Annotated in this window: 18 protein-coding genes; 11 read left to right on the top strand and 7 right to left on the bottom strand. The window is 58.3% G+C overall.

Translation table 11 applies throughout. The annotated features are described in order from the left end of the window. Nucleotides 1-37: 37 nt before the first annotated feature. Nucleotides 38-1243, bottom strand: coding sequence for an ABC transporter substrate-binding protein (locus Har1131_RS20110; protein ID WP_050038221.1), 1206 nt, complete (start codon nt 1241-1243; stop codon nt 38-40). Nucleotides 1244-2432: 1189 nt separating this feature from the next. On the opposite strand from Har1131_RS20110, the gene Har1131_RS20105 reads away from it, so the two are divergent. The 6 genes from Har1131_RS20105 to Har1131_RS20080 all read left to right on the top strand — a co-directional run bounded on the left by Har1131_RS20105 (nt 2433) and on the right by Har1131_RS20080 (nt 10254). Continuing rightward, nucleotides 2433-4136, top strand: a complete 1704-nt coding sequence (locus Har1131_RS20105) for a thiamine pyrophosphate-binding protein (RefSeq protein WP_050036571.1) — start codon at nt 2433-2435, stop codon at nt 4134-4136. A 61-nt stretch (nt 4137-4197) separates the two neighbouring features. Next, nucleotides 4198-5160, top strand: a complete 963-nt coding sequence (locus tag Har1131_RS20100) for an NAD(P)-dependent oxidoreductase (protein ID WP_050038220.1) — start codon at nt 4198-4200, stop codon at nt 5158-5160. A gap of 114 nt (nt 5161-5274) precedes the next feature. Continuing rightward, nucleotides 5275-6543, top strand: coding sequence for a M24 family peptidase (locus tag Har1131_RS20095; RefSeq protein WP_014030862.1), 1269 nt, complete (start codon nt 5275-5277; stop codon nt 6541-6543). A gap of 86 nt (nt 6544-6629) precedes the next feature. Continuing rightward, nucleotides 6630-7634 carry an LLM class flavin-dependent oxidoreductase gene (locus tag Har1131_RS20090; RefSeq protein ID WP_050036570.1) on the top strand — a complete coding sequence of 335 codons (1005 nt, stop codon included), beginning with the start codon at nt 6630-6632 and terminating at the stop codon, nt 7632-7634. Nucleotides 7635-7798: 164 nt separating this feature from the next. Continuing rightward, nucleotides 7799-8182: a PaaI family thioesterase gene (locus Har1131_RS20085; RefSeq protein WP_014030864.1), complete on the top strand. Its 384-nt coding sequence runs from the start codon at nt 7799-7801 to the stop codon at nt 8180-8182. A 71-nt stretch (nt 8183-8253) separates the two neighbouring features. Next, the gene (locus Har1131_RS20080; protein WP_050036569.1) at nt 8254-10254 is read left to right on the top strand and encodes an AMP-binding protein; all 2001 of its coding nucleotides are present in this window, start codon (nt 8254-8256) and stop codon (nt 10252-10254) included. A gap of 112 nt (nt 10255-10366) precedes the next feature. On the opposite strand, the gene npdG is transcribed toward Har1131_RS20080, so the two are convergent. Next, a complete protein-coding gene (gene npdG, locus Har1131_RS20075) occupies nt 10367-11038 on the bottom strand; it encodes an NADPH-dependent F420 reductase (protein ID WP_050036568.1) in 672 nt (223 codons plus the stop codon). 134 nt (nt 11039-11172) lie between these two features. Next, a complete protein-coding gene (locus Har1131_RS20070; protein WP_050036567.1) occupies nt 11173-12534 on the bottom strand; it encodes an NAD-dependent succinate-semialdehyde dehydrogenase in 1362 nt (453 codons plus the stop codon). A gap of 104 nt (nt 12535-12638) precedes the next feature. On the opposite strand from Har1131_RS20070, the gene Har1131_RS20065 reads away from it, so the two are divergent. Together Har1131_RS20065 and Har1131_RS20060 are read left to right on the top strand one after the other, a co-directional pair. After that, nucleotides 12639-13358: an EthD family reductase gene (locus Har1131_RS20065; RefSeq protein ID WP_023842934.1), complete on the top strand. Its 720-nt coding sequence runs from the start codon at nt 12639-12641 to the stop codon at nt 13356-13358. 1 nt (nt 13359) lies between these two features. Continuing rightward, nucleotides 13360-13944 (top strand): HD domain-containing protein, encoded by a 585-nt coding sequence (locus Har1131_RS20060; protein ID WP_014030869.1) that lies wholly within the window; start codon nt 13360-13362, stop codon nt 13942-13944. A 289-nt stretch (nt 13945-14233) separates the two neighbouring features. Here Har1131_RS20060 and Har1131_RS20055 read toward each other — a convergent pair whose 3' ends face one another. The 4 genes from Har1131_RS20055 to Har1131_RS20040 all read right to left on the bottom strand — a co-directional run bounded on the left by Har1131_RS20055 (nt 14234) and on the right by Har1131_RS20040 (nt 18940). Further along, the gene (locus tag Har1131_RS20055; protein ID WP_151148336.1) at nt 14234-15292 is read right to left on the bottom strand and encodes a glucose 1-dehydrogenase; all 1059 of its coding nucleotides are present in this window, start codon (nt 15290-15292) and stop codon (nt 14234-14236) included. Between the two features lie 455 nt (nt 15293-15747). After that, the gene (locus tag Har1131_RS20050) at nt 15748-16494 is read right to left on the bottom strand and encodes an IclR family transcriptional regulator (RefSeq protein WP_014030871.1); all 747 of its coding nucleotides are present in this window, start codon (nt 16492-16494) and stop codon (nt 15748-15750) included. A gap of 52 nt (nt 16495-16546) precedes the next feature. Continuing rightward, nucleotides 16547-17695, bottom strand: coding sequence for a galactonate dehydratase (gene dgoD / locus Har1131_RS20045; protein ID WP_014030872.1), 1149 nt, complete (start codon nt 17693-17695; stop codon nt 16547-16549). Nucleotides 17696-17932: 237 nt separating this feature from the next. Then, nucleotides 17933-18940: an SIS domain-containing protein gene (locus Har1131_RS20040; RefSeq protein ID WP_050036563.1), complete on the bottom strand. Its 1008-nt coding sequence runs from the start codon at nt 18938-18940 to the stop codon at nt 17933-17935. 245 nt (nt 18941-19185) lie between these two features. On the opposite strand from Har1131_RS20040, the gene Har1131_RS20035 reads away from it, so the two are divergent. From Har1131_RS20035 to Har1131_RS20025, 3 genes are all read left to right on the top strand, one after another. After that, a complete protein-coding gene (locus tag Har1131_RS20035) occupies nt 19186-20553 on the top strand; it encodes an extracellular solute-binding protein (protein ID WP_014030874.1) in 1368 nt (455 codons plus the stop codon). A 332-nt stretch (nt 20554-20885) separates the two neighbouring features. After that, the gene (locus Har1131_RS20030; RefSeq protein WP_008308407.1) at nt 20886-21746 is read left to right on the top strand and encodes a carbohydrate ABC transporter permease; all 861 of its coding nucleotides are present in this window, start codon (nt 20886-20888) and stop codon (nt 21744-21746) included. A gap of 1 nt (nt 21747) precedes the next feature. Further along, entirely contained in the window at nt 21748-22665 is a 918-nt protein-coding gene (locus Har1131_RS20025) for a carbohydrate ABC transporter permease (protein ID WP_014030876.1), read from the top strand. The last annotated feature ends 71 nt before the right edge of the window (nt 22666-22736 follow it).

The raw sequence follows: 22736 nt of genomic DNA, 5'->3' as shown, positions 1-22736 counted from the left end.
AATTGTAGTCAGAGGAGAAAGCCCAGCGGTATTTCGGTTACACCTCCACCTGCTCGATATTCTCTGTGCCGTCCTCCGTGTACCTGAAGTAGTTGTACACGGCGCTGGCCAGGTCGCCGTTCTCGTCGAACTCAACCGGGCCCGAGACGCCCTGGTAATTGATTTCGTTCCCGTCGGCCGCCAACGAAACACCCTCTCCAAGGTTTTCGGGTCCGACTGTTTCGCCGCCGGGATCTGTGACCGCCCGCATTTGGTCTCGGATTGCAGTCCCGTCATCTTCACCGGCTGCCGCGCGTGCCAGCAGCAGAACCGCCGCAGCATCGAACGACTGCTGATTGAACGGTCCCGGTGCAGAGCCGTACTCCTCCTCGTATGCAGATCTGAAGTACTCGATCCCCGGTCCGGCCGAGGACGGATTGGTCCCGCGAACGTTTGTCATGTCGTGGCCCACATTCCCGGGCAAGTCATCGGCCCTGAGCCCGTCCGGCACCAGGATATCCATGTCCGCTCTGTCGAAGTTCTCGTAGAAGTTCCGGAAGATCTTGTTCCCACTCTCCGGATAGCCGATAATCACGAGCGTCTCCGGGTCACCGTCAAGCACGTTCTGTAACTGGGAGGTGTACGAGGACCGACCCGCCGAGTACGAGACCTGATTCAGGACCTCACCACCGTACTCCTCCTCGAACGTCTTCGTGAATCCGTTCGACAGGCCGTTCCCGTACGCGTTGTTGAGAAAGAGGATAGCTGCGCTCTCCTTCTCGAGCCGTTCGGCCGCTATCTGTGCCAGCAGTGACCCCTGCAACTTGTCCGTGGGGGGCGTCCGGTACACGAAGTCGTTATCCTCCAGTGACGTGACATCCGGCGACGTCGCCGATGGTGAGCACATCACGGTCTGGTTCGGAATTGCGACGTTCTCCGCGACCTGCAGTGTCACCGATGACGCCAACCCCCCGCAAATCATCGGGTAGCCACCGTTCACGAGGGCTTCCGCACCACTCACACCCCGACTGGGCTTGGTCTCCGTATTCTCAAACTGCGTATCGACTGAGAACCCGTTGTCCGCGTCTCGGACCTGTTTTACGGCTAGTTCTGCTGCGTCCCGAATCGCAGGACCCACTTCGGACAATCCACCTGTGACTCCCATTAGGATACCCATGCTGATGGTGTTCTCGCTGCCACCATCACCACCATCTGCCGAACAGCCTGCAAGTCCGACAGCGCCTGCGGCACCAATGCTCTTCATGACAGTTCGACGGCTGACTGTATCGTGCATCGCAACACTACCCATGACACCATCTTTCGTGATAAACGTTATTATGAACCGAAGCGGTTCTGCTCAGAGACGAAACGGGCCCTGAGAGGGACGAGTCCGATCCGAGCTGATCTCGAACACAGCGATACGCAGAAGACTCTCAACAGACGTGCCTGTATTGTCAACGCTGTCGTGTGCGCACCGCGCCAGTGCCGATACTCGTTCGAAACATACGAACGGTGTCGGCGACAGGGCGTTCGACGTACCCTATAACCGTTACAGCGCACTTCTGGCCCAGATAGGTACGGGTAGCCGATGCGAGAGTGCTGGTTTGAGCGTCCAATCGAGCACCAGCACCGGACTAGCCATACCGAATGCGCAGTCCGGTTCTCGTATCGGAATGGGCTCTCAAATTCGGCGATCAGTCGTCACTCTCCGCTCGGACAGGCAGCTATCCAGAGGACTCTAGTATATAAATCAATCGTAGATCGTAATGGTTCGAATTATTCGAACGGACTCACAGCCACGCTCACTGAACCTTCGGTATGTAGTTCGGTGAATGAGTCCCCAGCTGCTACGGACTCCCCAGAACCGCTACTGCCTCTACAGCATTGAAGAACCGATAGTTCCGCTCCAAAGAAGAGTTATTCGTCGATGTAAATAACAAAGATATGAGGACAATGACAACCGAGCCTGCACAGCAGGGTGCTGTTACATCTATATGAGTGTAACAATATGCGAAAATCGTGCGACAAACGCTGTTACAACAGTAACGCTGTAATCCGCCAACCGTAGTATCCAATACTCCAAGGTTCAGGTGTCTTACTCAGTAGGTGAAGTCAAACTTAGAAGGTCTTTACCGACAATTTTCCTAATTTATCCTTTCAGTCAGTATATGAATCTAGGGAGTCTGCACTGGAATTTACTCTGTTCTAACTATTAGAACAGTTTTCGGGAGCAATAACAAGGAATCCGAGCGGTCAAAGGACCGAGTCCGCTAGAAACTGGTAGTATGACTTTGTCGAATTACTTGAACACCGCGGCAGGACATCGAGTTTCGCAGGGCCCCGAATAGTACGTCCGTTCACCGGGATTGGTGCAACGTTGACCCCAAACTCTATATCTTGGGAGTTACCCACAGTGGGACGTAACGCGATAATGACTCTCAAATTCACTACCCATGACTGAAACAGGAAAGCGCCTTGTCGAAGAACTGGACGAGCAAGGCGTCGAGTACGTCTTCGGATATCCCGGCGGTCGTGCCATCGAGATTCTCGATCACGTCCCGGAGGCCGACGTCGAGATGGTCCGACCACGCGATGAGCGCGAAGCCAGTGTCATGGCCGAGATGCACGGGCGACTCACCGGCAACCCCGGGGTCCTCGCGGGGCAAGGCCCCTGGATCGGCAGCCTCGGCGCAATCGGCCAGATGGAGGGCAAGCTCGCTTCGTCACCGATGGTCGTTATCACCGAGGCCAGCGAGCGTGGCGACTATTCCACACTCGCGCCGTACCAGCAGGCTCGCGGTGACTACGGCGGGCTGGACCTGCCGTCAGCACTCGACGCCTACACCAAGGAAAACTGGTTCCCGCGCTCACCGACGGAGACGGTGCGAAGCCTCCAGCTCGCGTTCAAGCACGCGACTGCCGGCCGGCCGGGGCCAACGGCAATAATCCTCGACGGCGACGCCGTCACCGAGGAGATGCCCGAAGACCCGATTCCGCCGGTCTGGGACGGTCACGATCAGGTGCAAAACTGGGAATCGCGACCGGCCCGCGAGGACGTCCAGACAGCGATAACAGCCCTGAGCGAGGCCGACCGACCGGTCATCATCGCCGGCAACGGCGTTCACGCGGCCGACGCCTACGACCAGCTCGAAACTGTCGCTGAGGCTACTGATGCCGTCGTCACTACCTCCTATCTCGGCAAGTCCACGTTCCCCGAAACCCACGACCTGGCCGCGGGCGTTATCGGCTCCTTCGGGCACGAGGGCGCAAATCAGGTTGTCAGCGAGGCAGACGTCCTCCTCGTCGTGGGCTGTCGCATGAACCCGATGGACACGAACTGGCAGTCCCCGGAGTTCATCCGGCCCGACGAGCAGACCATCATCCACGCTGACATCGACACACGCAACGCTGGCTGGGTCTACCCCGCGGATGTTGCACTCATCGGTGACGCCGCACAGAGCCTCGACGACCTGGCGGCAAACCTCCCCGAGAGTGCTGGAAACGACTGGGCGCGCGACCGTGCGGCCGCGGCGCAGGAGTCGTTTTACGCCCCCAGATGCGAGTCGGACGCGTCGCCAATCAAGCCACAGCGGGCGGTCAAAGAGATCGAGGCAGTGGTTGATTCGGAGACCATCGTGACCGCAGACTCGGGCAACAACCGATTCTGGTTGCTGAACTACCTCCAGACACCGGACACCGGGACCTACTACGGCAGCGGTGGCGTCGGCGCGATGGGATGGGCAACGCCAGCCGCGGTGTCCGCCGCCATCACGACGGAGAAAGATGTCATCGCCGTCGCCGGCGACGGTGGCTTCACGATGACGATGACGAGTGTGGAGACAGCCGTCGAGAACGGCGTCGCGCCCACGTTCGTCGTCCTCAACGACACCAGCCTGGGGATGGTCCGTCAGATGCAACACGAGGCGGGCGACATCGCTGGCGTCGAGTTCCACGACACCGACTTCGTGAAAGCGGCCGAGGCGTTCGGCGCTGAAGCGACACGAGCCGTGACGCCTGCTGAACTCGGGGATGCACTCGCCGAAGGGACCAGCGTCGATGTCCCGTTCGTCATCGACGTCCGCATCGACCGCGACGAAGAGATGGTCGAGTCCCTCCAATCGTCGTTCTACGAGGAAGTCGGCGGACTGCACGAATGACGTCCCAGACACGGGTTAGCAAAGAATATAAATCAACCACGGAACACACACTGATATGACAATGACAGATACGACGGTGCTTGTCACTGGTGGAACCGGCTTCCTCGGCTCGTATGTGGTCGAGGACCTCATCGAACACGGCCACGACGTCGTCGCCTACGACCTCTCGACGGACGACCACATCCTATCGAAGTTGGGTGTCGCCGACGACGTGACCATCCGGCGCGGTGATGTCTCCGAGGCGACGGATGTGATTCGTGCCGTCAAAGAGACGGGGACGACACACATCGTTCACCTCGCGGCACTGCTGACGAACACAGCACGGGACAACCCGCGGGCTGGCCTCGATGTCAACATCAGGGGGACGAACAACGTCTTCGAGGCCGCACGCACCCTCGACGACCAGATCGAGCGTGTCACCTGGGCCTCCAGCGCGGCGGTGTACGCGCCGCCACACAACTACGCCGCCGAGTACGTCGACGAGAACGAACTCGTCTATCCAGATACGCTCTACGGCGCAACCAAGGAGTACAACGAACATCAGGCCCGTGTCTACCACGAGGACTACGGTGTTGACCACGTTGGACTCCGTCCGACAGTCGCGTACGGCCCCTACCGCGAAACCGGTGGGTCGGCGTTCCTCGCAAACATCATCGAGAAGCCGGCACTCGGCGAACCGTTCAGCGTCGAGTACGGTGATCAGGTGATCGACTGGCAACACGCCCGCGATATCGCACAGGCGTTCCGGAAAGCAACGTTCGTCGACGAGGACGATCTCAGCCAGCGCATCTACAACGTCCGCGGCGTCCTCGCGACGATCCGTGAAGCCGCCAACGCTGTCCGGGAAATCGTTCCGGACGCCGACCTCGATGTCTCCGACGAGGGCGAACTCCCCTGGACCCAGAATCTCGATATGACCGCTGCGCAGAACGATCTCGGCTACGAGGTCGAGTACGACCTCGAATCCGGGTTCCGGTCCTACATCAACACCCTCCGGGAGGAGAACGGGCTCGAATCGCTCTGATACACCAGTCCTGCCGTCGCTGTGTGACGTGCGTACCGTGGGTGCTTGCGTTTGTCCCGTATCGGCCGGAGTGAACCCAGTGTTTGATTAGGGACCTGCCTGTACGCATACGTGATGTACGAGCGCGACTTCATGGAAGGAACGCGTGGCACCATGGCCGTCGACTGGGAAGAGCGGATCGACGTCAAGCGGATGCGACGCGAGCGCAAAGACCGAGCCCTCGACCGACTGCAGGACTCCGAACTGGGGTCGATGCTGCTTATCAATGACCCGAATGTCCGGTACGTCACCGGGCTGGCGATGACCGGCGGGAGCGGGGCAGATCACTACACGCTCCTGACCGAAGACGGCGACGTGGTTCACTGGGACACTGCGGACCACGCATCGAACCAACGGTTCAACTGTCCCTGGCTCGACGACATCCGGTATGCCTGTCCTGGACTCGGCAACGTTCCCCGGGCGTCAGGCAGCGCTTCCGCGCGCGACTGGCTCAAAGACAAGATGGCCGAGACGGTGTACACCGCCATGGAAGAGTACGGTGTCGACCGGGAGCCGATGGGCATCGACGTGGGGAACGGGACGCTTATCGAGAAGTTCGAAAACCGCGGCGTCAATGTCGACACCAGTGCAGCGACCGATATCATGCTCGACGCGCGGAAGACCAAAACCCGCGACGAGGTCGAGTGTCTGCGACAGGTCGCTGCCATCTGTGAAGCGGGCTTCCAGAAGATTACGGAGAGTGCAAAACCGGGCAAGCGGGAATCGGAAGTCTGGGGCGACGCAGTCGGCGAACTCTGGGGCCACGGCGCGATGGCCCAGGGTGGCTACGTGACCTCTGGTCCGAACACCTGGCCGAAACATCAGGCGAACACGACCGACCGAATGATCCGGCCGAACGACCTCGTCTACGCGGATTTCTACAACATCGGCTATCTGGGCTATCGCTCCTGTTACTACCGGACGTTCAGCATGGGTGAACCGACGCAGGCACAGAAAGACGCCTACCAAAAGGCGCGTGACGACCTCTACGACGTCCTCGAACGAATCGAGCCGGGGGCCACGACCGACGAGATCTGCAAGGGCTTCCCCGACAGAGAGGGTGAGCATATGGACTGGTACGACGCCGACGAGTTCTGGCAGATGACGACCAACCACTGGGCGCATGGGCTGGGGCTACAGCTCTACGAGACGCCGCTCATCTGGCGCGGGCTCTCGCCGGACCACCCGATCGAAATCGAGGAGGGTATGACGATGGCTGTCGAGACGATGCAACCCGCAGAGCGACAGGGCGTCCGCGTCGAAGAGATGGTCGTTGTCCGCGAGAACGGCGTTGAGATCCTCAGCGAATGGCCCGTTTCGGAGATCACGCGGATAGACTACTGACTGGCAGGCATCTTGGCCGGTCTCACGCACTGTCTGGTCGCCGGCGTGCCACTACCGTTAAGTCGGTCGCGCCGTTACGGAAATTTATGCAACTGGGAACAGGCCTGTTTACCTGTCAGCAGCGCCCGGACGACGACCGCGAAACCAGCGATATTTACGACGAAATGCTCGAACTGGGGGAAGTTATCGACAACGCGGGTCTCGATAGCGCCTGGGTCTCAGAGCATCACTTCCTCGACGACGACTATCTGTCGGGCGTCACACCGGCGCTTGGGGCGTTAGCCGCAGTCACCGACGACATCGAAATCGGGTCCTGCATCGCACTCGCGCCGCTGTACGATTCGATCCGGCTCGCCGAGGATATCGCAACGGTGGACCAGATCTCCGGTGGCCGAACGACGCTCGGGATGGCAATCGGGTCCAACGTCTCAGAGTTTGACGCCTTCGGAATTCCCGACGACGAACGGGCTGAACGGCTAGCCGATGCGGTCGACACGCTTCGCGGTGCCTGGTCCGACGGGCCGCTCGACTACGAGCCGGAATTCCACGACATCTCGTCGGACGTCACTGTGACACCGAAACCTGCACACGACGTTCCCCTCATGCTCGGTGGGGCGTCGCGGCCTGCCGTCCGGCGAGCCGCCCGGACCGCTGACGCATGGTGTGCCCCGTCGTCGCTGTCAGTCAATGGCGTCCGCAAGCGCGTCGAGGACATCCGTAACGTCCGTGACGACGAGGATATCGAGGGCGACTTTCAGGTGTACGTCCTCCAACACGGGTTCGTCGGAGACTCCCGCGAGGACGCGTGGGAGCGGATGCGCGACGGCTACCTCTACATCCAGCGCCGGTACGAGGAGATATTCTCCGGCGAGACCGTTGCGGAACTGGACGAAGACCGCAAGCAGGAACTCAAAGAGCAGGCTATCTTCGGGACACCCGAGCAAGTCACGGCGGAACTCGAAACGTACCGCGAGGCGCTGGGCGACGACATACACTTCATCTTCCGGACGTACCACCCGGGAACCGGAACGCAGGAGATGGCCGAGTGTATCCGACGCCTCGGAGAAGAGGTGCAGCCGAAGGTCAGCTAAGGACTGGCACGTCGTGTCGGTGACTGTTGAACCGTCAGATGCTGTCTAACCCGGAAGGGCTGAGACACCACGAGCACCAGTGACCCCCTAAGTGTCGACCGTGTGTTTCGGACCCCGTGAACACCAATATTTATTTCCCTAGGTGAAGAACCGAATTGATGAGTATGGACATCGAAGCGTTCTTCGAGAACATGCCGTTTGCCGACCTGCTCGATATCGAAATAACCACAGTCGACAACGGGTACGCCGAAGGGCATATCCAAATGCGCGAAGAGCTGTCGTGGAACGAAGAGCAGATAATGGCCCACGGCGGCGTCACGTTCACGCTCGCAGACACCGTTGGTGGGGCCGCTCTGGTGTCGCTCGTCGACCAGCCGGTGCCGACCATCGATATGCGCATCGATTACCTCGAAGCCGGGACAGGGGACCTCCGAGCAGAGGCGGATGTGGTTCGCCACGGCGGTGACGTTGGCGTCGTCAGCGTCGAAGTGTACGCTGAAGACGGCACACAGGTCGCGGACGCACGCGGCGTCTACAAGACGGGGTAGCGCAACCAGACGGGGTCGCTCAACTGCAGCGACTGCACAGCTTCCGACACTGTCACAGCCACTTGAATCCAATGTCAGATTCACTCACAGCACTCGACGAGGTACGGTACGAACCGAGCGAGACGTTCGTGACCGAGAGCAACGTCTACGCGTTCATGCAAAAGCACGGCATCGAGGACTTCGAAGAACTCCACAGGCGGACGGTCACCGATATCGACGGTGAACCGGCATCCGGACTGGACTGGTTCTGGGACGAGATAGTCGACTATCTCGACCTGGAATTTTACGAGGCGTACGAGCAAGTCCGCGATGACACAGACGGCCCCCAGTTCACGGACTGGTACGTCGGTGGGGAACTCAACATCGCGCACAACGTCGTCGATCGTCACGCAGCCCCAGATTCAGAGACCCGAAATACCGTCGCGACACTCTGGGAAGGTGAGGACGGGACAGTCCGTAAAATAACCTATCACGAACTCCACCAACAGGCCAATCGCGTCGCCAATGCACTCGAAGAGCGCGGTATCGGAACCGGTGACACCGTCGGGCTGTACATGCCGATGGTTCCGGAAATCGTCCCATTGCTGTATGGCTGTTTCAAAGTAGGTGCGATTGCCGTCCCTATCTTCTCCGGCTTCGGGGTCGACGCGACAGCAACTCGCATCGAAGACGCCGAGTGTTCAGTCCTGTTCACCGGTGATGGTTTCTACCGCCGGGGAAGCGAAATCGACCTGAAGTCGGCCGCAGACGAGGCTATCGAAGCGGCGGGCCACGTAGAGCACACAATCGTCTACAATCGGCTGGGTTCTCGGGAATCCACTCTCTCGTGGGACCCCGCTCGTGACGAATGGTGGGCGGATGCAGTCGGTTCCCAAGCTGCCGACTACGAGACCCAGTCGCTCCCCGCCGACCACGAGTCGATGCTGCTGTACTCATCTGGGACAACAGGCAAACCGAAGGGCATCGTCCACACGCACGCCGGCGGGCTCGTCCAGCCGGCGAAGGAAATCTTCTTTTCGTTCGACCACAAGCCCGCAGACCGCTTTTTCTGGGTCTCGGACATCGGCTGGATGATGGGTCCATGGACGCTAATCGGCAATCATGCCCACGGTGGGACCGTCTTCATGTATGAAGGGGCACCCGACTATCCTGAGCCGGACCGGTTCTGGGAGATGATCGACACCCACAATCTATCGGTGTTCGGGATTTCACCGACAGCGATCCGTGCGCTACAGAAGCACGGCGACGAGTGGCTGGATGGGCACGACCTTTCGACGTTGCGCCTGCTGGGTTCAACTGGCGAGCCATGGGACCCGGATTCCTGGGAGTGGTTTCTGGAAAACGTCGGCAACGGCACAACACCGATTATGAACATCTCCGGCGGAACGGAGATATTCGGCTGTTTCCTGCAACCGACGCCGCTGCATTCGCTGAAGCCGGGGACGCTTGGTGGTCCGGCGCTCGGCATGGACATCGACATCGTCGATGCACAAGGGGAATCCGTTGCCGAAGCCAACGAGAAGGGGTATCTGGTCTGTCAGTCGTCAGCGCCGTCGATGACAAAGTCGCTGTGGAGCGGTGACGAGCGGTACCTCGAAGAGTACTGGTCGCGGTTCGGCGATATGTGGGACCACGGCGACTGGGCACAGAAAGACGAGGACGGCTTCTGGTTCTTACACGGTCGGTCGGACGACGTGCTCAACGTCGCCGGCCGGAAGGTCGGCCCGGCCGAGGTCGAGAGCGCACTCATCGAACACGATGCGGTCAACGCCGCTGTTGCCATCGGTGCGGACGACAAAACGAAGGGGACCGCGGTTGTCACATACGTCATCCTCAACGAGGAGTACGAGGCGTCAGACGACCTTCGAGAGACGTTGCGCGCGCAGGTCGGGACCGCGCTCGGCAAGCCGTTCCGACCGCGTGAACTCCACTTCGTCGACGCGTTCCCGAAGACCCAGTCGGGAAAGATTGTCCGTCGAATCGTTCAGAACGTCTACGAGGGGACAGCACTGGGGGACCTCTCGAGTATCGAAAACCCCGACGCGATCGACGAAATCGACAACGCGCGCTGAGATAATTCCTGATCTGGTTGCGACTGTCTACAGATACAGGCAAACGCGAGGACGTCGCCGATCTCGCTACGATACTATCGAACCGCGGCGGCGGACGGAAGCGCGGCCGGGTCTAGCTAAAACTCACACCGACATCGTGCATATCCTCGTTGTATCGAGCGATATTGATGAGCAGTGGCGTCAGACTCTCGACCTCCGTAGCGTTCGATAGCGGCCCAGCAGGGATCGGTCGGACGCCCGCAAGGTCATCAGTTAGCGTCACGACTCGTTCACTGACCGCCGGGTCGTCCGCGACCACCAGCGTATCCACATCGAGCGTGGCCTCCAGATCCGCTAGCCGGTCCGCGGCGAGGTTGTGGAACGCGCCGGCCACTGGAACAGATTCAGGGGCTCGCTCCGCGACAAACTCAGTAACGCTCCCTGTCGACGGTGGTCGGTAGTGAAGTCCATCCCCATCGCCGTTCATTCCGACGGCGGGGCTAATGAGCAGTTGGTCTGAGAGCACGTCATCTTCTGCCAGTGCTTCAACTGTATCGCCGACGTGGTGTGGCGGAATAGCCAGGATAACCACGTCTGCACCGGCCGCAGCGCTACTGTTGTCTGTCCCGTTGATTCCAGTCTCGACGCCGTGCTCGGACAGTCGTTCTTCGTACGTGCTCGCTCGCTCGGTGGCTTTCGCAGCGTCCCGCGAGCCGATCGTAATCGTGTGGTCCGTGTCCGAGGCAAACCGCATTGCGAGCCCCTCACCGATGTCACCAGTACCGCCCAGTATTGCTAACTCCATGCGCTTGCATAACGCCCCTTGAAACAAGAAGGTTTGTCCTGTCACGCGAATCGCTGACTACCATCGTTGCTGCCGGCAGACGAGAGCCGAGCGCGTCAGCAATGTGAAGACCACCCAGTGCCAAACGCGAACGGTTATTCGACCCAGACTGTCTTTTTGTTGACGAACTCTTTGATTCCCATCTCCGAGAGTTCACGGCCGTAGCCGGCGTCTTTGATGCCGCCGAACGGGACCCGCGGATCTGATTTGGTCATCTCGTTGATGTAGACACAGCCCGCGGAGACCTCTCGTGCCAGCCGCTGGCCGCGTTCTCGGTCCGCTGTCCAGAGGCTTGCACCAAGGCCAAACCGGGTGTCGTTTGCGACTGCGATTGCTTCTTCCGCATCGGCAACCTCGTAGACGGTCGCCACTGGTCCGAACGTCTCCTCTGTGTCGGCAGGGCATCCTGAAGGGACATCAGTCAGTACTGTCGGTGGGTAGAACGCGCCGGTCCGGTCAAGCGGCTCGCCCCCAGTCAACAGCGTTGCACCGGCGTCGACGCTGGTCTGTACCTGGTCGTGGAGTTCGGCCATGAGGTCAGGGTCAGCCTGTGGACCGACATCAGTTTCGTCGGCCATCGGGTCGCCGACAGTGAGGTTTTCGAAGGCAGCGACGAGCCGCTCAACGTACTCCTCGTAGACGTCTGTGTGAACGATGAAGCGCTTGGCGGCAATGCACGATTGTCCGCCGTTGAGCGTCCGTGCTTGTACCCCAGTCTCAACGGCAGCGTCGAGGTCCGCGTCGTCGAGGACGATAAACGGGTCAGACCCACCGAGTTCCAGCACAGTCTTTTTCAGGTGTTTGCCGGCCGTTTCGGCGACGGCGCGCCCAGCGGGACCACTTCCGGTAAGCGTCGCCGCGCGAACGCGTTCGTCTGCGAGAACGCCGTCGACATCGCTGGAACCGACCAACAGCGTTTGGAATGCGCCTTCGGGATAGCCCGCTTCGCTAAACACCTCTTCGAGCGCGAGCGCACACCCGGGAACGTTCGAGGCGTGTTTGAGGAGGCCGACGTTGCCGGCAGTGAGATAGGGCGCGGCAAAGCGAACGACCTGCCAGAACGGGTAGTTCCAGGGCATCACCGCGAGTACCGGCCCGAGCGGGTCGTGGACCGTCTTTACTTCTGTCCCCGGCGGGCTGGGGTGGTGCTCATCGGAGAGATATTTGTGCGCGTATTCAGCGTAGTGGTCACACGCCCAGGCACACTTTTCGACTTCAGCGACGGCCTGAGTGATGGGTTTGCCCATCTCCCGGGTCATCAGCTCTGCGTACCGCTGTTTGTTCTCCCGGAGGACCTCACCAGCGTTTACGAGCAATTGCTCGCGCTCACGCAACGGAACATCACGCCACTCCTCGAACGTCGCTGCGGCTCGGTCCAGTTTCCGTTCGACCGTGTCGTCATCATCCGGGTCATACACGTCTAGCCGCTCACCCGTGGCTGGGTTGACTGACTCCATATCGGTTCAGTCTTCGGCGTCACACGTACATTAATCTTTACTGACCTAACTAATCTGATAGACGACAGCGTTAGCTTTTATATTCATAGGTCAGAAATGTGCTGATGATGTACAAGCACGTAGCCCTGTTAGTCAGACAGGACGGCATGTCTCACGAGGAGTTCGTCGACTACTGGCAGACCAATCACACGCCGATTGCAAAGGACATCGAGGGCGTGGTTCGCTACCAGCAAGTCCTTCCAACAGAACCAGCACACGCCGAATTCGACGGACTGGCGGAGCTGTACTTCGAGACGCTTGCGGACCTGCACGAGGCGCTGGGTAGTCCCGGCTCCCGTGACTATGACCCCACGAAAGCGGTCGCCGCGAAGGCCCGCGAGGACGTGAACAACTTCCTTGCTGTCGAGGAGCGGCCGCGTATTATCGGCGAAGAGATCGTCCAGAAAGACGAGGTCGACGGCGACACCGACGGCCTCTACAAGCACTCGGCGTTTCTCGTCCGGCAGGACGACATGACACACGATGAGTTCGTCGACTACTGGCAGAGCAACCATACACCGATTGCCCGCGAAATCGAGGGCGTCGTCAAGTACAATACGGTCATCCCCACTGACCCCGAGAACGCCGAGTTCGACGGCGTCGCCGAACTCTACTTTGACGACCTCGAGAAGCTATACGACGCGCTCGGCAGCGAAGGGTCGCGGGATTACGCGCCCGACAAAGGGAAAGCGAAAGCGGCACGCGAGGACGTGGATAACTTCTTGGCTATCGACGAGCGGCCCCGGTTTATCGGCCAGGAACAGCTCGTCCAGGACGAGGGGTAGTATGCCCGACTACGAGGAGCAAGTCACGGAGGCGTTCCCGGAACTCGACTACATCTCGTCGGACAGCCTCCGCAGCAACGTCATCGAGGCGTGGACACTCGCGCTCGACCGAGGTGGCTGGCGCGACATTACCGATATCCCCTACGCCTGGAACATCCACGAAGTAACCAACGTCAGGCACGTCCGCGGTGTCACCAGAATCGCACGGGAATCCGCTATCGAACAGCAGGAGTTCCACAGTGCCGACCCCGATATGGACGTCATCGTGGCAGCCACACTACTCCACGACGTCGGAAAGTGCTACGAGTACGTCGACTTCGTCGAGGACGAGAAGCTACTCGACCCGGACCCGAAATACGCAACCGAAGAGGTCCCACACTCCCTGTCGGGCTATGCACTCGCACACGAGGTCGGCTGTCCGCTGGCGGTCCAACGAGCGATTCCGCACTTTATCGGCGAGATCCCGACGCGGACACTGGAAGCCGAACTCGTCAAGAGTGCGAACTCCGCGTCCTCGAACGCGATTACCCAGTCAACGATGGGCATCACGCTGCAGGAGTGGGTCGATGAGTATTCCCAAACGTAGACACTGGCGCGAACGATAGCGCTCTGCCACAGCGTCGACCGGCGAAACTAGTCCCTACGAGGCTTTCATTTTGAGTTTTCAATGGATTTCTACGCCTCCAACCAGCATTTACGTCTAAATGCACCGAAAATATTCTCATACATCATAATTCCTTGCCATAAATGTCCCTAGAGGAGACTAATTTCGAAAATTCCCGTCAAAAGAATGATTAAGACGATTATTAATGTATAAATCCGGGGAGATACCACTCTTTCGAGTGTATATACACATATCAAGGGTATGCTGCGGCTTATGCGCTGAATTCGATGTACGATTTGATAGTATCCGGCGACTTCTCGAATGCGTCTGCAAACCCCGACACCGAGCACCGGGTCGTCATGATAGACGCAAGGAACCAGTCCGGGTATTCTGCAAGTGTGTTACGAGCGCGTTTGTAATGCCTGACGTTAGAGTTCACGCTCCCGAGCAACGCTTTGTTCTGGAGGACCAACTGCCTGTGAAGCGCTCCACCGTTGACAGTAAATTCCCAGTCCTCAGGGATGCCAAGGAGGACCCCGACTCCGTTCGCATCGAGTGCCTCGACCGTCGAAAACGCGTGTTTTGCATGCCCTGTCGCCTCGAACACCAGATCCATCGGCTCGTGGACATCGGGTATCTCGTCGACGGCCGTCTGTCGAGAATTAACGTAGGTAGCCCCCAGTTCCTCGATAATGTCGATGGTCGGGTCCGGCCGTTCACGACGGCCGAGACAGTACGTCCGCTCACACCGGTCTGCAAGCATCGCCAATGTGAGCAGTCCTAGCGGTCCGTTTCCGAGGACGAGTCCGGCAGCATTCTGCCACTCGAAGGTCGACCTGGAACGCTGTGCCAACTCGAGTGCCTTTTCGGCATTGCTGATCGGTTCGACCAGGAATCCGACATCCGCCAGCGATTTCGGGATCGGGACGAGAAACGATGCGGGTGTGGTGAAGTACTCGGCCATGTAGCCGTGCGCCCCCGCAATCCCCCGTTCGACATACTCACCTGGTGGAGCCATATCGGGCTCGTTGTTCTCGAAGAACCGACTCGACGTGTTTGCGGGCCGCCGGACTGTCGGGACGACAATCTCTCCCTCGTTCAGCGCGGTCCCGTTCGAGGACTCCACGACGCCGACGGCCTCGTGGCCCAGTATCTGGTAGTCGCTGCCCTCGGGAAACTCGCCGTGTGATCCCGATAGCACCTCAAAGTCCGTTCCGTCGATGCCAACACGGAGCGTCCGCACGAGCACCTCTCCCTCGTCCGGTTCCGGGCGCTCGATGTCGATGCGTTCTGGTCGAGTCTTCCCCCGCTTGACAGCGATTGCATCCATTGTTGTAGGTATCCCCGTGAGTGAAACGCACCATCCATCAACAGTTGAATGTTTCGACCAATAGACAGAGGGACTTAGACGAAATTATTTCGTATTATGAAAAGCTGTAGGGATGCGGGAAGCATACTGAACGACAGCGGTGTGAACGGCAAGTGGATGAGAAAGAACCGATGCAGCACCGCTACAGTACGATATGTGCATATTTAGGAGGGCCAGGTTCAGGTGAGTGAATTAGAATAATATGTGTACGGCTGTTATTTCGCTCACCACTCGCTCTCAAATGGTTTCGCTAAAAGAAATACCCTATCTCGGATAAAAAATTCTGTTGGGATATGTATGGCATTGCTGAAACTGCCGTCGGTCAGCTAGGACTGGAGTTGCTGCGGCTGTACTGAACATTGCTGATTCCAGGCTATATTGATAATGGCCGTGAACACGAATGGCTGACGAATGACTCAGATTTGCTCCGCATTGAGTTGCCTGACGGCGCTCAGAATCATCCCGGGGACATCCTCCTGTAACCGCTTCCCGCTCAGCCGTTCAGCGTGTCCTGCCACGTACACGGCTGCGGTTGTAGACTGGTCCTGAATCGGAACCGCGACGCAGTTTACGTCTGGATACTGCTCGCGACGCTCGAACGCGATACCTCGGTCCCGGATATTGTCGAGTTCGGCAGTGAGCGTCTGGCGATCCGTAATCGTGTTCTCGGTCATTGCAGGCAGACCAGTGTGGTCTAAAATAGCATCGACCGCCTCTGGGTCGGTCGCCGCGAGGATTGCCTTTCCCGGAGCGCTGCAGTGAAAACACGGGGAGTTTACGTGTCTCGGAGAGTCGTCAACAGCGGTGTGATAGACGTCGGCAATTTGCTTTTCGCACTTGATAACCAGTCCGGCAGACTCGCCGGTCGTCGCTGATATCTGGTCTATCTGGGGCTTCGTGTCGTGGTAGATGGGTGCCTGAGATTTAACGTGTTCGCCGATATCGGCAAACTGTAACGTCAGCTGATAGTTTCCTGTACTCTTTGTAACGTAGCCTGACTGCAACAGCGTATTCAGGTGCTTGTATGTCGTACTCCGAGTGTACCCGAGTTGCTCGGCCACCTCTGAGACGCCAAGCGGCCCGTCGGCGTCTCTGAGCACGTCGACGATGGCGAACGTCTTCATCGGTGCCGAAAGTGTTGCTGTCTCAGTTTTATCGGGCATAAGATTACTACTCCCGTCTATAGCTTAAGTTTTTATTATTATGAAACGATCGTTACCAGTCGGCGACGCTACCGTCCTCGTGCCGCCATATCGGGTTGTGCCAGTCGAGATCGGCCTCTGCTTTCTCCCGAACAACGTCTAGCGCTACGTCGATACCCAGTCCCGGGCCGTCCAGCGTCTTCAGGTAGCCGTCGTCGAACGCAAACGGGTTCGAATTCAGCAGGTCGTGTGCGGGACTGGTCGTCTCAGAGTGGACGTCGAACCCCTGATCCTGGACTAACAGGTTCGGAACGACCGTATCCACCTGGATCGACGCAGCCAGCGCAATTGGACCCAGTGGGCAGTTCGGTGCAATGGCGACGTCGTGTGACTCCGCCATGTTAGCAAGTTTGACCATCTCTGAAATACCGCCTGCGTGAGAGACATCGGGCTGAATCACGTCAATCGCCCCCGTTTTGAGGAGGTCTTTGTAATCCCATCTCGAGTACAGTCGCTCACCTGCTGCGATTGGTGCGCGTGTCTGTGCCGCGATGTTCGGAAGGTGTTCGATGTTCTCGGGAAGCACTGGCTCTTCGATGAACATCGGTTCGACGGATTCGAGGCGGTTGGTGAGGGTCTTGGCCATCGATTTTGATACTCGGCCTCTGAAATCGATCCCGAGATCCACTCGGTCGTCCACCGCTGTTCGAACGTGCTGAATCCGTTCTGTGATCTCGTCGAGCGACGCCTTCGTTTCGATGAACCGGGTCTGATTCGTCGCATCCATTTTGAGTGCGGTGTAGCCGGCCTCGGCTAACCGCGTCGCTTCTGCAGCGACATCCTCCGGCCGGTCACCGCCGATCCACTTATACACTCTAACCTTATCACGGCTCTTCCCACCCAACAGTTCGTACACAGGTGCACCGAAGTGTTTCCCCTTGATATCCCAGAGCGCCTGATTGATACCAGCGATGGCAGACATCAGGATCGGTCCGCCGCGATAGAACCCGCCACGGTACAGCGCTTGCCAGTGATCCTCGATTCTAAACGGGTCCTTCCCGATGAGATACTGGTCCAGCATCTCCTCGACCGCCGCTCGAACTGTTTTCGCTCTCCCCTCGATGACGGGCTCACCCCACCCCAGAACTCCGGTGTTGGTTTCTAGTTTCAGGAAGACCCAGCGGGGAGGGATTTCGAACAGTTCGTATCCGGTGATTTGCATACTGCCGCATCGTATCCGGAGTGTGATTAACCTTCATGATATAATCTGCATAATCCAGCTCCCACTGGGTTTACATATCGGTTGTGCGGCTGTGTATCGTGACGGTCGTCACCGCTGTCAGCTATCGACAGGACTCCAGAGGGCGGAAAAGAGACCAGTGTGAGTTAGCCGTTTCAATTCGTTGCTTCTCATCGGTGATCGATACGTGCCATTCGCTAGGGTTGCTGGTGTAGCCAGCTATCCCAGTGCACTCCACTCGATATGTTTCGAGAGTTCCGGTGGATCGTCCGGATTGTATCCCTTCTTGACGGCCGTCTTGTACGTGAGCGATTGCAGGATCTTCAACGGGACTATCGGGTGGTCCGGTGATCGGGACGGGAGTTTGATTGAGATGTCTCCACCGTAGTCGTTCGTCGGCCGCCGCAGGACAATTGTGATCACTCCGGCGTCGCGTAGCTTTGAAACGACCTCGCTGGTCAACGATGACTTCGATTCTCGGGTCGCAATGACGAGTGCCGGCTCACCGGCAGCGTTTGCGATGGGACCGTGGCTGATTTCCGGTGTCGGGAGTGCTGTCGTATGCAACAGTGCACCCTCGCCGAACTTCGTCGCCGCCTCGCCTGCAAGCCCATATTCGATCCCCTGTCCGAGAGTGTAGAGTGTCTTGGCCTCCGCGAGGACAGCGACGGCTGCCTGAAAGTCCTGGTCGATGACGTTCCGGCATGTGCGTTGCAGTTCGCTCGGTGTGTACTCACTGTATTTGCTTTCGAGCAGCGAGAACGTCAGCATCAACGCGGCATCGACTGTTTTGGTAGCAAGGACTGCTTTCTCGGTCCCCGCCGGCGTGACGAGGATCTCGTCCGCTACAGACCCCAGCGTCGAATCGGCGCTGTTTGTAATACCGATAACGACTGCACCTCCCTCTTTTGCTCGGCGAGCGGCTGTAACGGTTTCAGACGTTTCGCCGGACTGGGAGTAGGCGACGACAACCGTTTCCTCAGTAATCGGCGGACCGGCGAACAGATATTCTGACGCGGCGTGCGCCGTTGCATCGATGCCGCTCTGGAAAGACGCATACTGACCGATCACGCCGGTCCAGTACGAGGATCCACAGCCGATGAAGTGGACTCGGTCAGCGTGTGCAATACGCTCGCGTGGCTCGGAAAGGTCGTGCGTGCTCAGTTCGAAATCGTTCAGTCGGTCGATACCGGAACGGATCTCGTCGTAGACTGCGTGTGTGGTCATGTTTTGATGTTCATGGGACGGCACTGTGGTCAGTTGTTTCAGCGACAACGCCGGCAGAGGCTTCGGTCAGCCAGCAACTGTCTGACTGACCGAAGCCTCTCTGCGATCACTTAGATTACCAATTGATGGCAGTGTATTATAAAACCACACGATAGGTATTTGTGATAGTCCACAGGAACACAGTGTTACGAAGAATATCCTAAACAATTAATTATATATACTACATGGGTCGTTGGTGATAGCATATGTCAGACAGTAGTTTGCGGAGTGGCAAGCGACGTCGCTTCATCAAAAGCGCCGGAGCGGCAACAGTCACGCTGCTCGCGGGCTGTGGCGGCAACGAAAGTTCAGAGAGTACCTCCGGGGATGGCGGGGACGGCGACTCCGGCGCGAGCACCGGGGAGCAATCGAACGATATAACCACCCTCACAGTCCGTCACTTCGTCAATGACCACATTGAGACGTTCTACGAGAAGCACAATCCCATACTGAAGAAAGAACACGGGATCAGCGTGGATTTCGAGACGATGGGCTGGGGCGTCGCTCGGAAGAAGCAAAACAACAGTATCTCCACCCGGACCGGTCCGGACGTCGAAGAGATCGCATCGACGTGGATGCCACAACAGGTCAATTCCGACGGCTGGATGGACCTCGAAGAAGCCGGCGTCTCGATGCCGACAGACAATATCTACGAGTCACCGCTTCAGATCGGTAAATTCGACGGCGTCCGGGCTGGGTTCCCCTGGTTCTGGGGACCCCGCGGACACATTTATTATAAATCGCTGTTCGAGGAAGCCGGTATCGATGGCCCTCCGTCGACCTGGGACGAACTCGCGAATGATGCGTCGAAGTACAACACGCAGGCCGAAAAGTGGGAACAGGAAGGCTACAACACGAGATACCTGTTCGGCATTCCGGGGGCGAACAACTGGGCAGTCGTCCAGTACTATATGATGCTCATCTGGCAAAACGGCGGGAGCGTGATCGACGGGTCCAAGCCGACATTCGACAGTGACGCGGCGGTGGAGGCGCTGAATTTCTACAAGGACCTGTCGACGACGCACAAGGCGTCCCCACAGGCGTCAGTCGAGTGGAACGGCGTTGCACGGAACAACGCGTTTAGCAGCAAACGGATAGCCTCGACGTGGCAGGGGCTCAGAGTAGCAAACGATATCGACGCCGAACTCGGCGTCGGCAAGCCGCCGGCCGGTCCCCGGGGAGAGTCGTCGACCTTCTTCGGAGTGAACCTCATGGGCATCCATCCCTGGACGAAGAAGAAGAGCGAAGCCGCGACGTTCATCGAGTATCTGATGCAGCCGGAGGTCAACGCAGAACTCGCGAAGGGCTCTGGCTTCTTGCCGACGATCAAGAGTAGCTTCGAGCAAGACGCCTTCCAAGGTGAGCTGTATCAGTCCTTCAGTGAAGACGTTCTGAACAACACAAACGCCAAGACAGCGCCGCAAGTCGTGGGCTGGGGTGATGTCTCCGGAGCGATCAAGGGGGCTGTCACGAAGGTACTCACGAAGGCAGCAACGGACTCCTGGTCCGAAGGCGATACCGAGAAGGCACTCCAACAGGCTGCGATGCAGGCAGAAAACGCGCTTCAAGGATAACCTCGGAAAACAGGCGTTTCAGTGTGGTTCTGTGCTTGTCCGGTCGAATAGCTACTATAGTAACAATTGAAACGATGTACACACTGATCGCACTGCCGTCGTGCGATCAGGTGTGCATTGATTTTCAATGGCTACTATAGCTTTGTGTCGGGACCGTGTCACTCTAGCGTCGTGCAGAACGGTTAAATACATTGCATAATAATCGATTGTGTATGCTCCTGTCCGCGTACCAGCGAGTCAGACGTCGACTCCCAGCGGTTCATATCCCATACGTTAGCTCGTTACCTGCAAGCCAGCGCTTCGGACTCAAGCTCATTGCCCCGGCTCTGGCAATGATGCTTCTCGTCCACGGGATTCCAGTCATCCTCGGGTTCGTTATGAGCTTCTACGAGTTCCCGTCGCTCAGATATACTGACTGGTTCCGCCCAGAGACGTTCGTCGGGCTTGACCACTTCGCGAAGGTCTTCCAGAAGGATACGATCTATGGCGCACAGTTCTGGAACTCGCTCAAAGTCACCATTCTGTACACGGTTGGCTCGGTCGTAGGGACGTACGTTCTCGGGCTCGTCACCGCACTCACCCTCGATAAGCAATTCCGGGGGAAGCTTGTCGCGAGGACCGTGATTCTGATTCCGTACGTGACACCGGTTGTCGTCACGCTTCTCACCTGGCGGATGATGTTCCGGAGCGATACTGGAGTCATCAACGCGTTACTCCGGCAGGCCGGACTCATCGAGGGGTCCCTGTTCTGGCTACTGGGTCCAAACTCACTGTACGCGATAATCATCGCGAACGTCTGGCGGAACTTCCCGTATGCGGCGATCATGTTGTACGCCGGACTGCAGTCGGTACCGGAGCAATTGTACGAGGCTGCAGAGATAGACGGGGCCGGCCGATGGGGGAAGCTGCGGTACGTGACGCTGCCACAGTTGAAGCCTGTCTCTGCCGTCATTCTGCTGCTGTTGATCCTCTGGACCTTCATCAACTTCCCCGTCCCGTATATTTTGCTGGGAGGGTCACCGAGCGAATCGGGGAACGTCCTGATGTTGCTCATCTACTCCTTTGGCTTCAAACAGAGTGCATACGGGATCGGGTCCGCGCTCAGCGCGATGCTGTTCCTGTTCTCTATGACCATCGCATACGTCTATTACAAGCGCGTTGTGGCGTCTAGCTACGACGGAGGGGCTATCTGAGATGCTCAGTTCGCTCATGGCTGCTGTCGGGTCAGAAAGTACGATGGTGCCCGACGAAATGCGGCTGACTGCCGATGGTAAAGAGCTCGTGTACCAACTGCTCTGGCGCTCCGTGCTCATCCTTGTTCTCATATTCGCGATATTCCCCGTCTGGATGATGTTCACGACGTCGTTCAAAACCCGCGATGAAGTGCTGCAACTCGGGCTTGACATAATTCCGGCGGACCCCTATGTCCAGAACTACTTCCTGATGTTCCAGCGGTTCCCGCTCGTCGACTACTACGTTAACAGCCTGGTCATTTCGAGCGTGACAACAGTTCTTTCGCTGCTCATCGGTGGACTGGCTGCCTACTCGTTGTCGCGATATGAGTTCCCTGGCAAGGAGAAATTCGAGATGGGGGCACTCGCAACGCAGATGATCCCCGGAGTACTCATCCTCATCCCGATGTTTCTGTTGTTCATCGTCATGGACCAGTCGGCGAACGTGCCGATGAAAGACACGTACCATGGAATGATATTCCTCTATACGACGTTTACCGTCCCGTTCACCATCTGGATGCTTCGTGGGTACTTCGACACGATACCGACCGCGCTGGAGGAAGCCGCGCGGATCGACGGCTGTACGCGGACACAGGCCCTGTTCCGCGTCGTCATGCCGCTTGCAGCACCGGGCCTGGCTGCGACTGGGATGTTCGTGTTCCTGCTCGCGTTCAACGAGGTGCTTTTCGCGTCGGTCCTGGCGACCGACAACGTCACGCCGTTCTCCATTGGGATTCAGAACTTCCAGCAGCAGGATCAGACGATGTGGGGCCAGATGATGGCTGCCTCGACGCTCGCCGCTGTCCCACTGCTCGCAATCTTCGTCGTGTTCCAGCGGCAGATCGTTTCCGGGCTGACGTCCGGGAGTGTCAAGCAGTAATCTTCGGCTCCAGTTTTGTGGCGGTTCGCGATTCCAAACGTAGTTTTATATCCCCAGCACGTCGGATGTTG

Origin of the sequence: Haloarcula sp. CBA1131 (genome assembly GCF_008728975.1) — an archaeon.
In the GTDB taxonomy this organism is placed as follows: Archaea; Halobacteriota; Halobacteria; order Halobacteriales; family Haloarculaceae; genus Haloarcula; species Haloarcula hispanica.
This window is presented reverse-complemented; position numbering and strand designations above follow the sequence as displayed.

Bases quoted from the DNA above. Each gene is read 5' to 3' on its own strand.
- Har1131_RS20110 (WP_050038221.1), bottom strand. From the start codon at position 1,243: ATGAAGAGCATTGGTGCCGCAGGCGCTGTCGGACTTGCAGGCTGTTCG.
- Har1131_RS20050 (WP_014030871.1), bottom strand. From the start codon at position 16,494: ATGCCCGATAAAACTGAGACAGCAACACTTTCGGCACCGATGAAGACG.
- dgoD (WP_014030872.1), bottom strand. From the start codon at position 17,695: ATGCAAATCACCGGATACGAACTGTTCGAAATCCCTCCCCGCTGGGTC.
- Har1131_RS20095 (WP_014030862.1), top strand. From the start codon at position 5,275: ATGTACGAGCGCGACTTCATGGAAGGAACGCGTGGCACCATGGCCGTC.
- Har1131_RS20060 (WP_014030869.1), top strand. From the start codon at position 13,360: ATGCCCGACTACGAGGAGCAAGTCACGGAGGCGTTCCCGGAACTCGAC.
- Har1131_RS20025 (WP_014030876.1), top strand. From the start codon at position 21,748: ATGCTCAGTTCGCTCATGGCTGCTGTCGGGTCAGAAAGTACGATGGTG.
- Har1131_RS20070 (WP_050036567.1), bottom strand. From the start codon at position 12,534: ATGGAGTCAGTCAACCCAGCCACGGGTGAGCGGCTAGACGTGTATGAC.
- Har1131_RS20085 (WP_014030864.1), top strand. From the start codon at position 7,799: ATGGACATCGAAGCGTTCTTCGAGAACATGCCGTTTGCCGACCTGCTC.
- npdG (WP_050036568.1), bottom strand. From the start codon at position 11,038: ATGGAGTTAGCAATACTGGGCGGTACTGGTGACATCGGTGAGGGGCTC.
- Har1131_RS20055 (WP_151148336.1), bottom strand. From the start codon at position 15,292: ATGGATGCAATCGCTGTCAAGCGGGGGAAGACTCGACCAGAACGCATC.
- Har1131_RS20035 (WP_014030874.1), top strand. From the start codon at position 19,186: ATGTCAGACAGTAGTTTGCGGAGTGGCAAGCGACGTCGCTTCATCAAA.
- Har1131_RS20100 (WP_050038220.1), top strand. From the start codon at position 4,198: ATGACAGATACGACGGTGCTTGTCACTGGTGGAACCGGCTTCCTCGGC.
- Har1131_RS20065 (WP_023842934.1), top strand. From the start codon at position 12,639: ATGATGTACAAGCACGTAGCCCTGTTAGTCAGACAGGACGGCATGTCT.
- Har1131_RS20080 (WP_050036569.1), top strand. From the start codon at position 8,254: ATGTCAGATTCACTCACAGCACTCGACGAGGTACGGTACGAACCGAGC.
- Har1131_RS20040 (WP_050036563.1), bottom strand. From the start codon at position 18,940: ATGACCACACACGCAGTCTACGACGAGATCCGTTCCGGTATCGACCGA.
- Har1131_RS20030 (WP_008308407.1), top strand. From the start codon at position 20,886: ATGATGCTTCTCGTCCACGGGATTCCAGTCATCCTCGGGTTCGTTATG.
- Har1131_RS20090 (WP_050036570.1), top strand. From the start codon at position 6,630: ATGCAACTGGGAACAGGCCTGTTTACCTGTCAGCAGCGCCCGGACGAC.
- Har1131_RS20105 (WP_050036571.1), top strand. From the start codon at position 2,433: ATGACTGAAACAGGAAAGCGCCTTGTCGAAGAACTGGACGAGCAAGGC.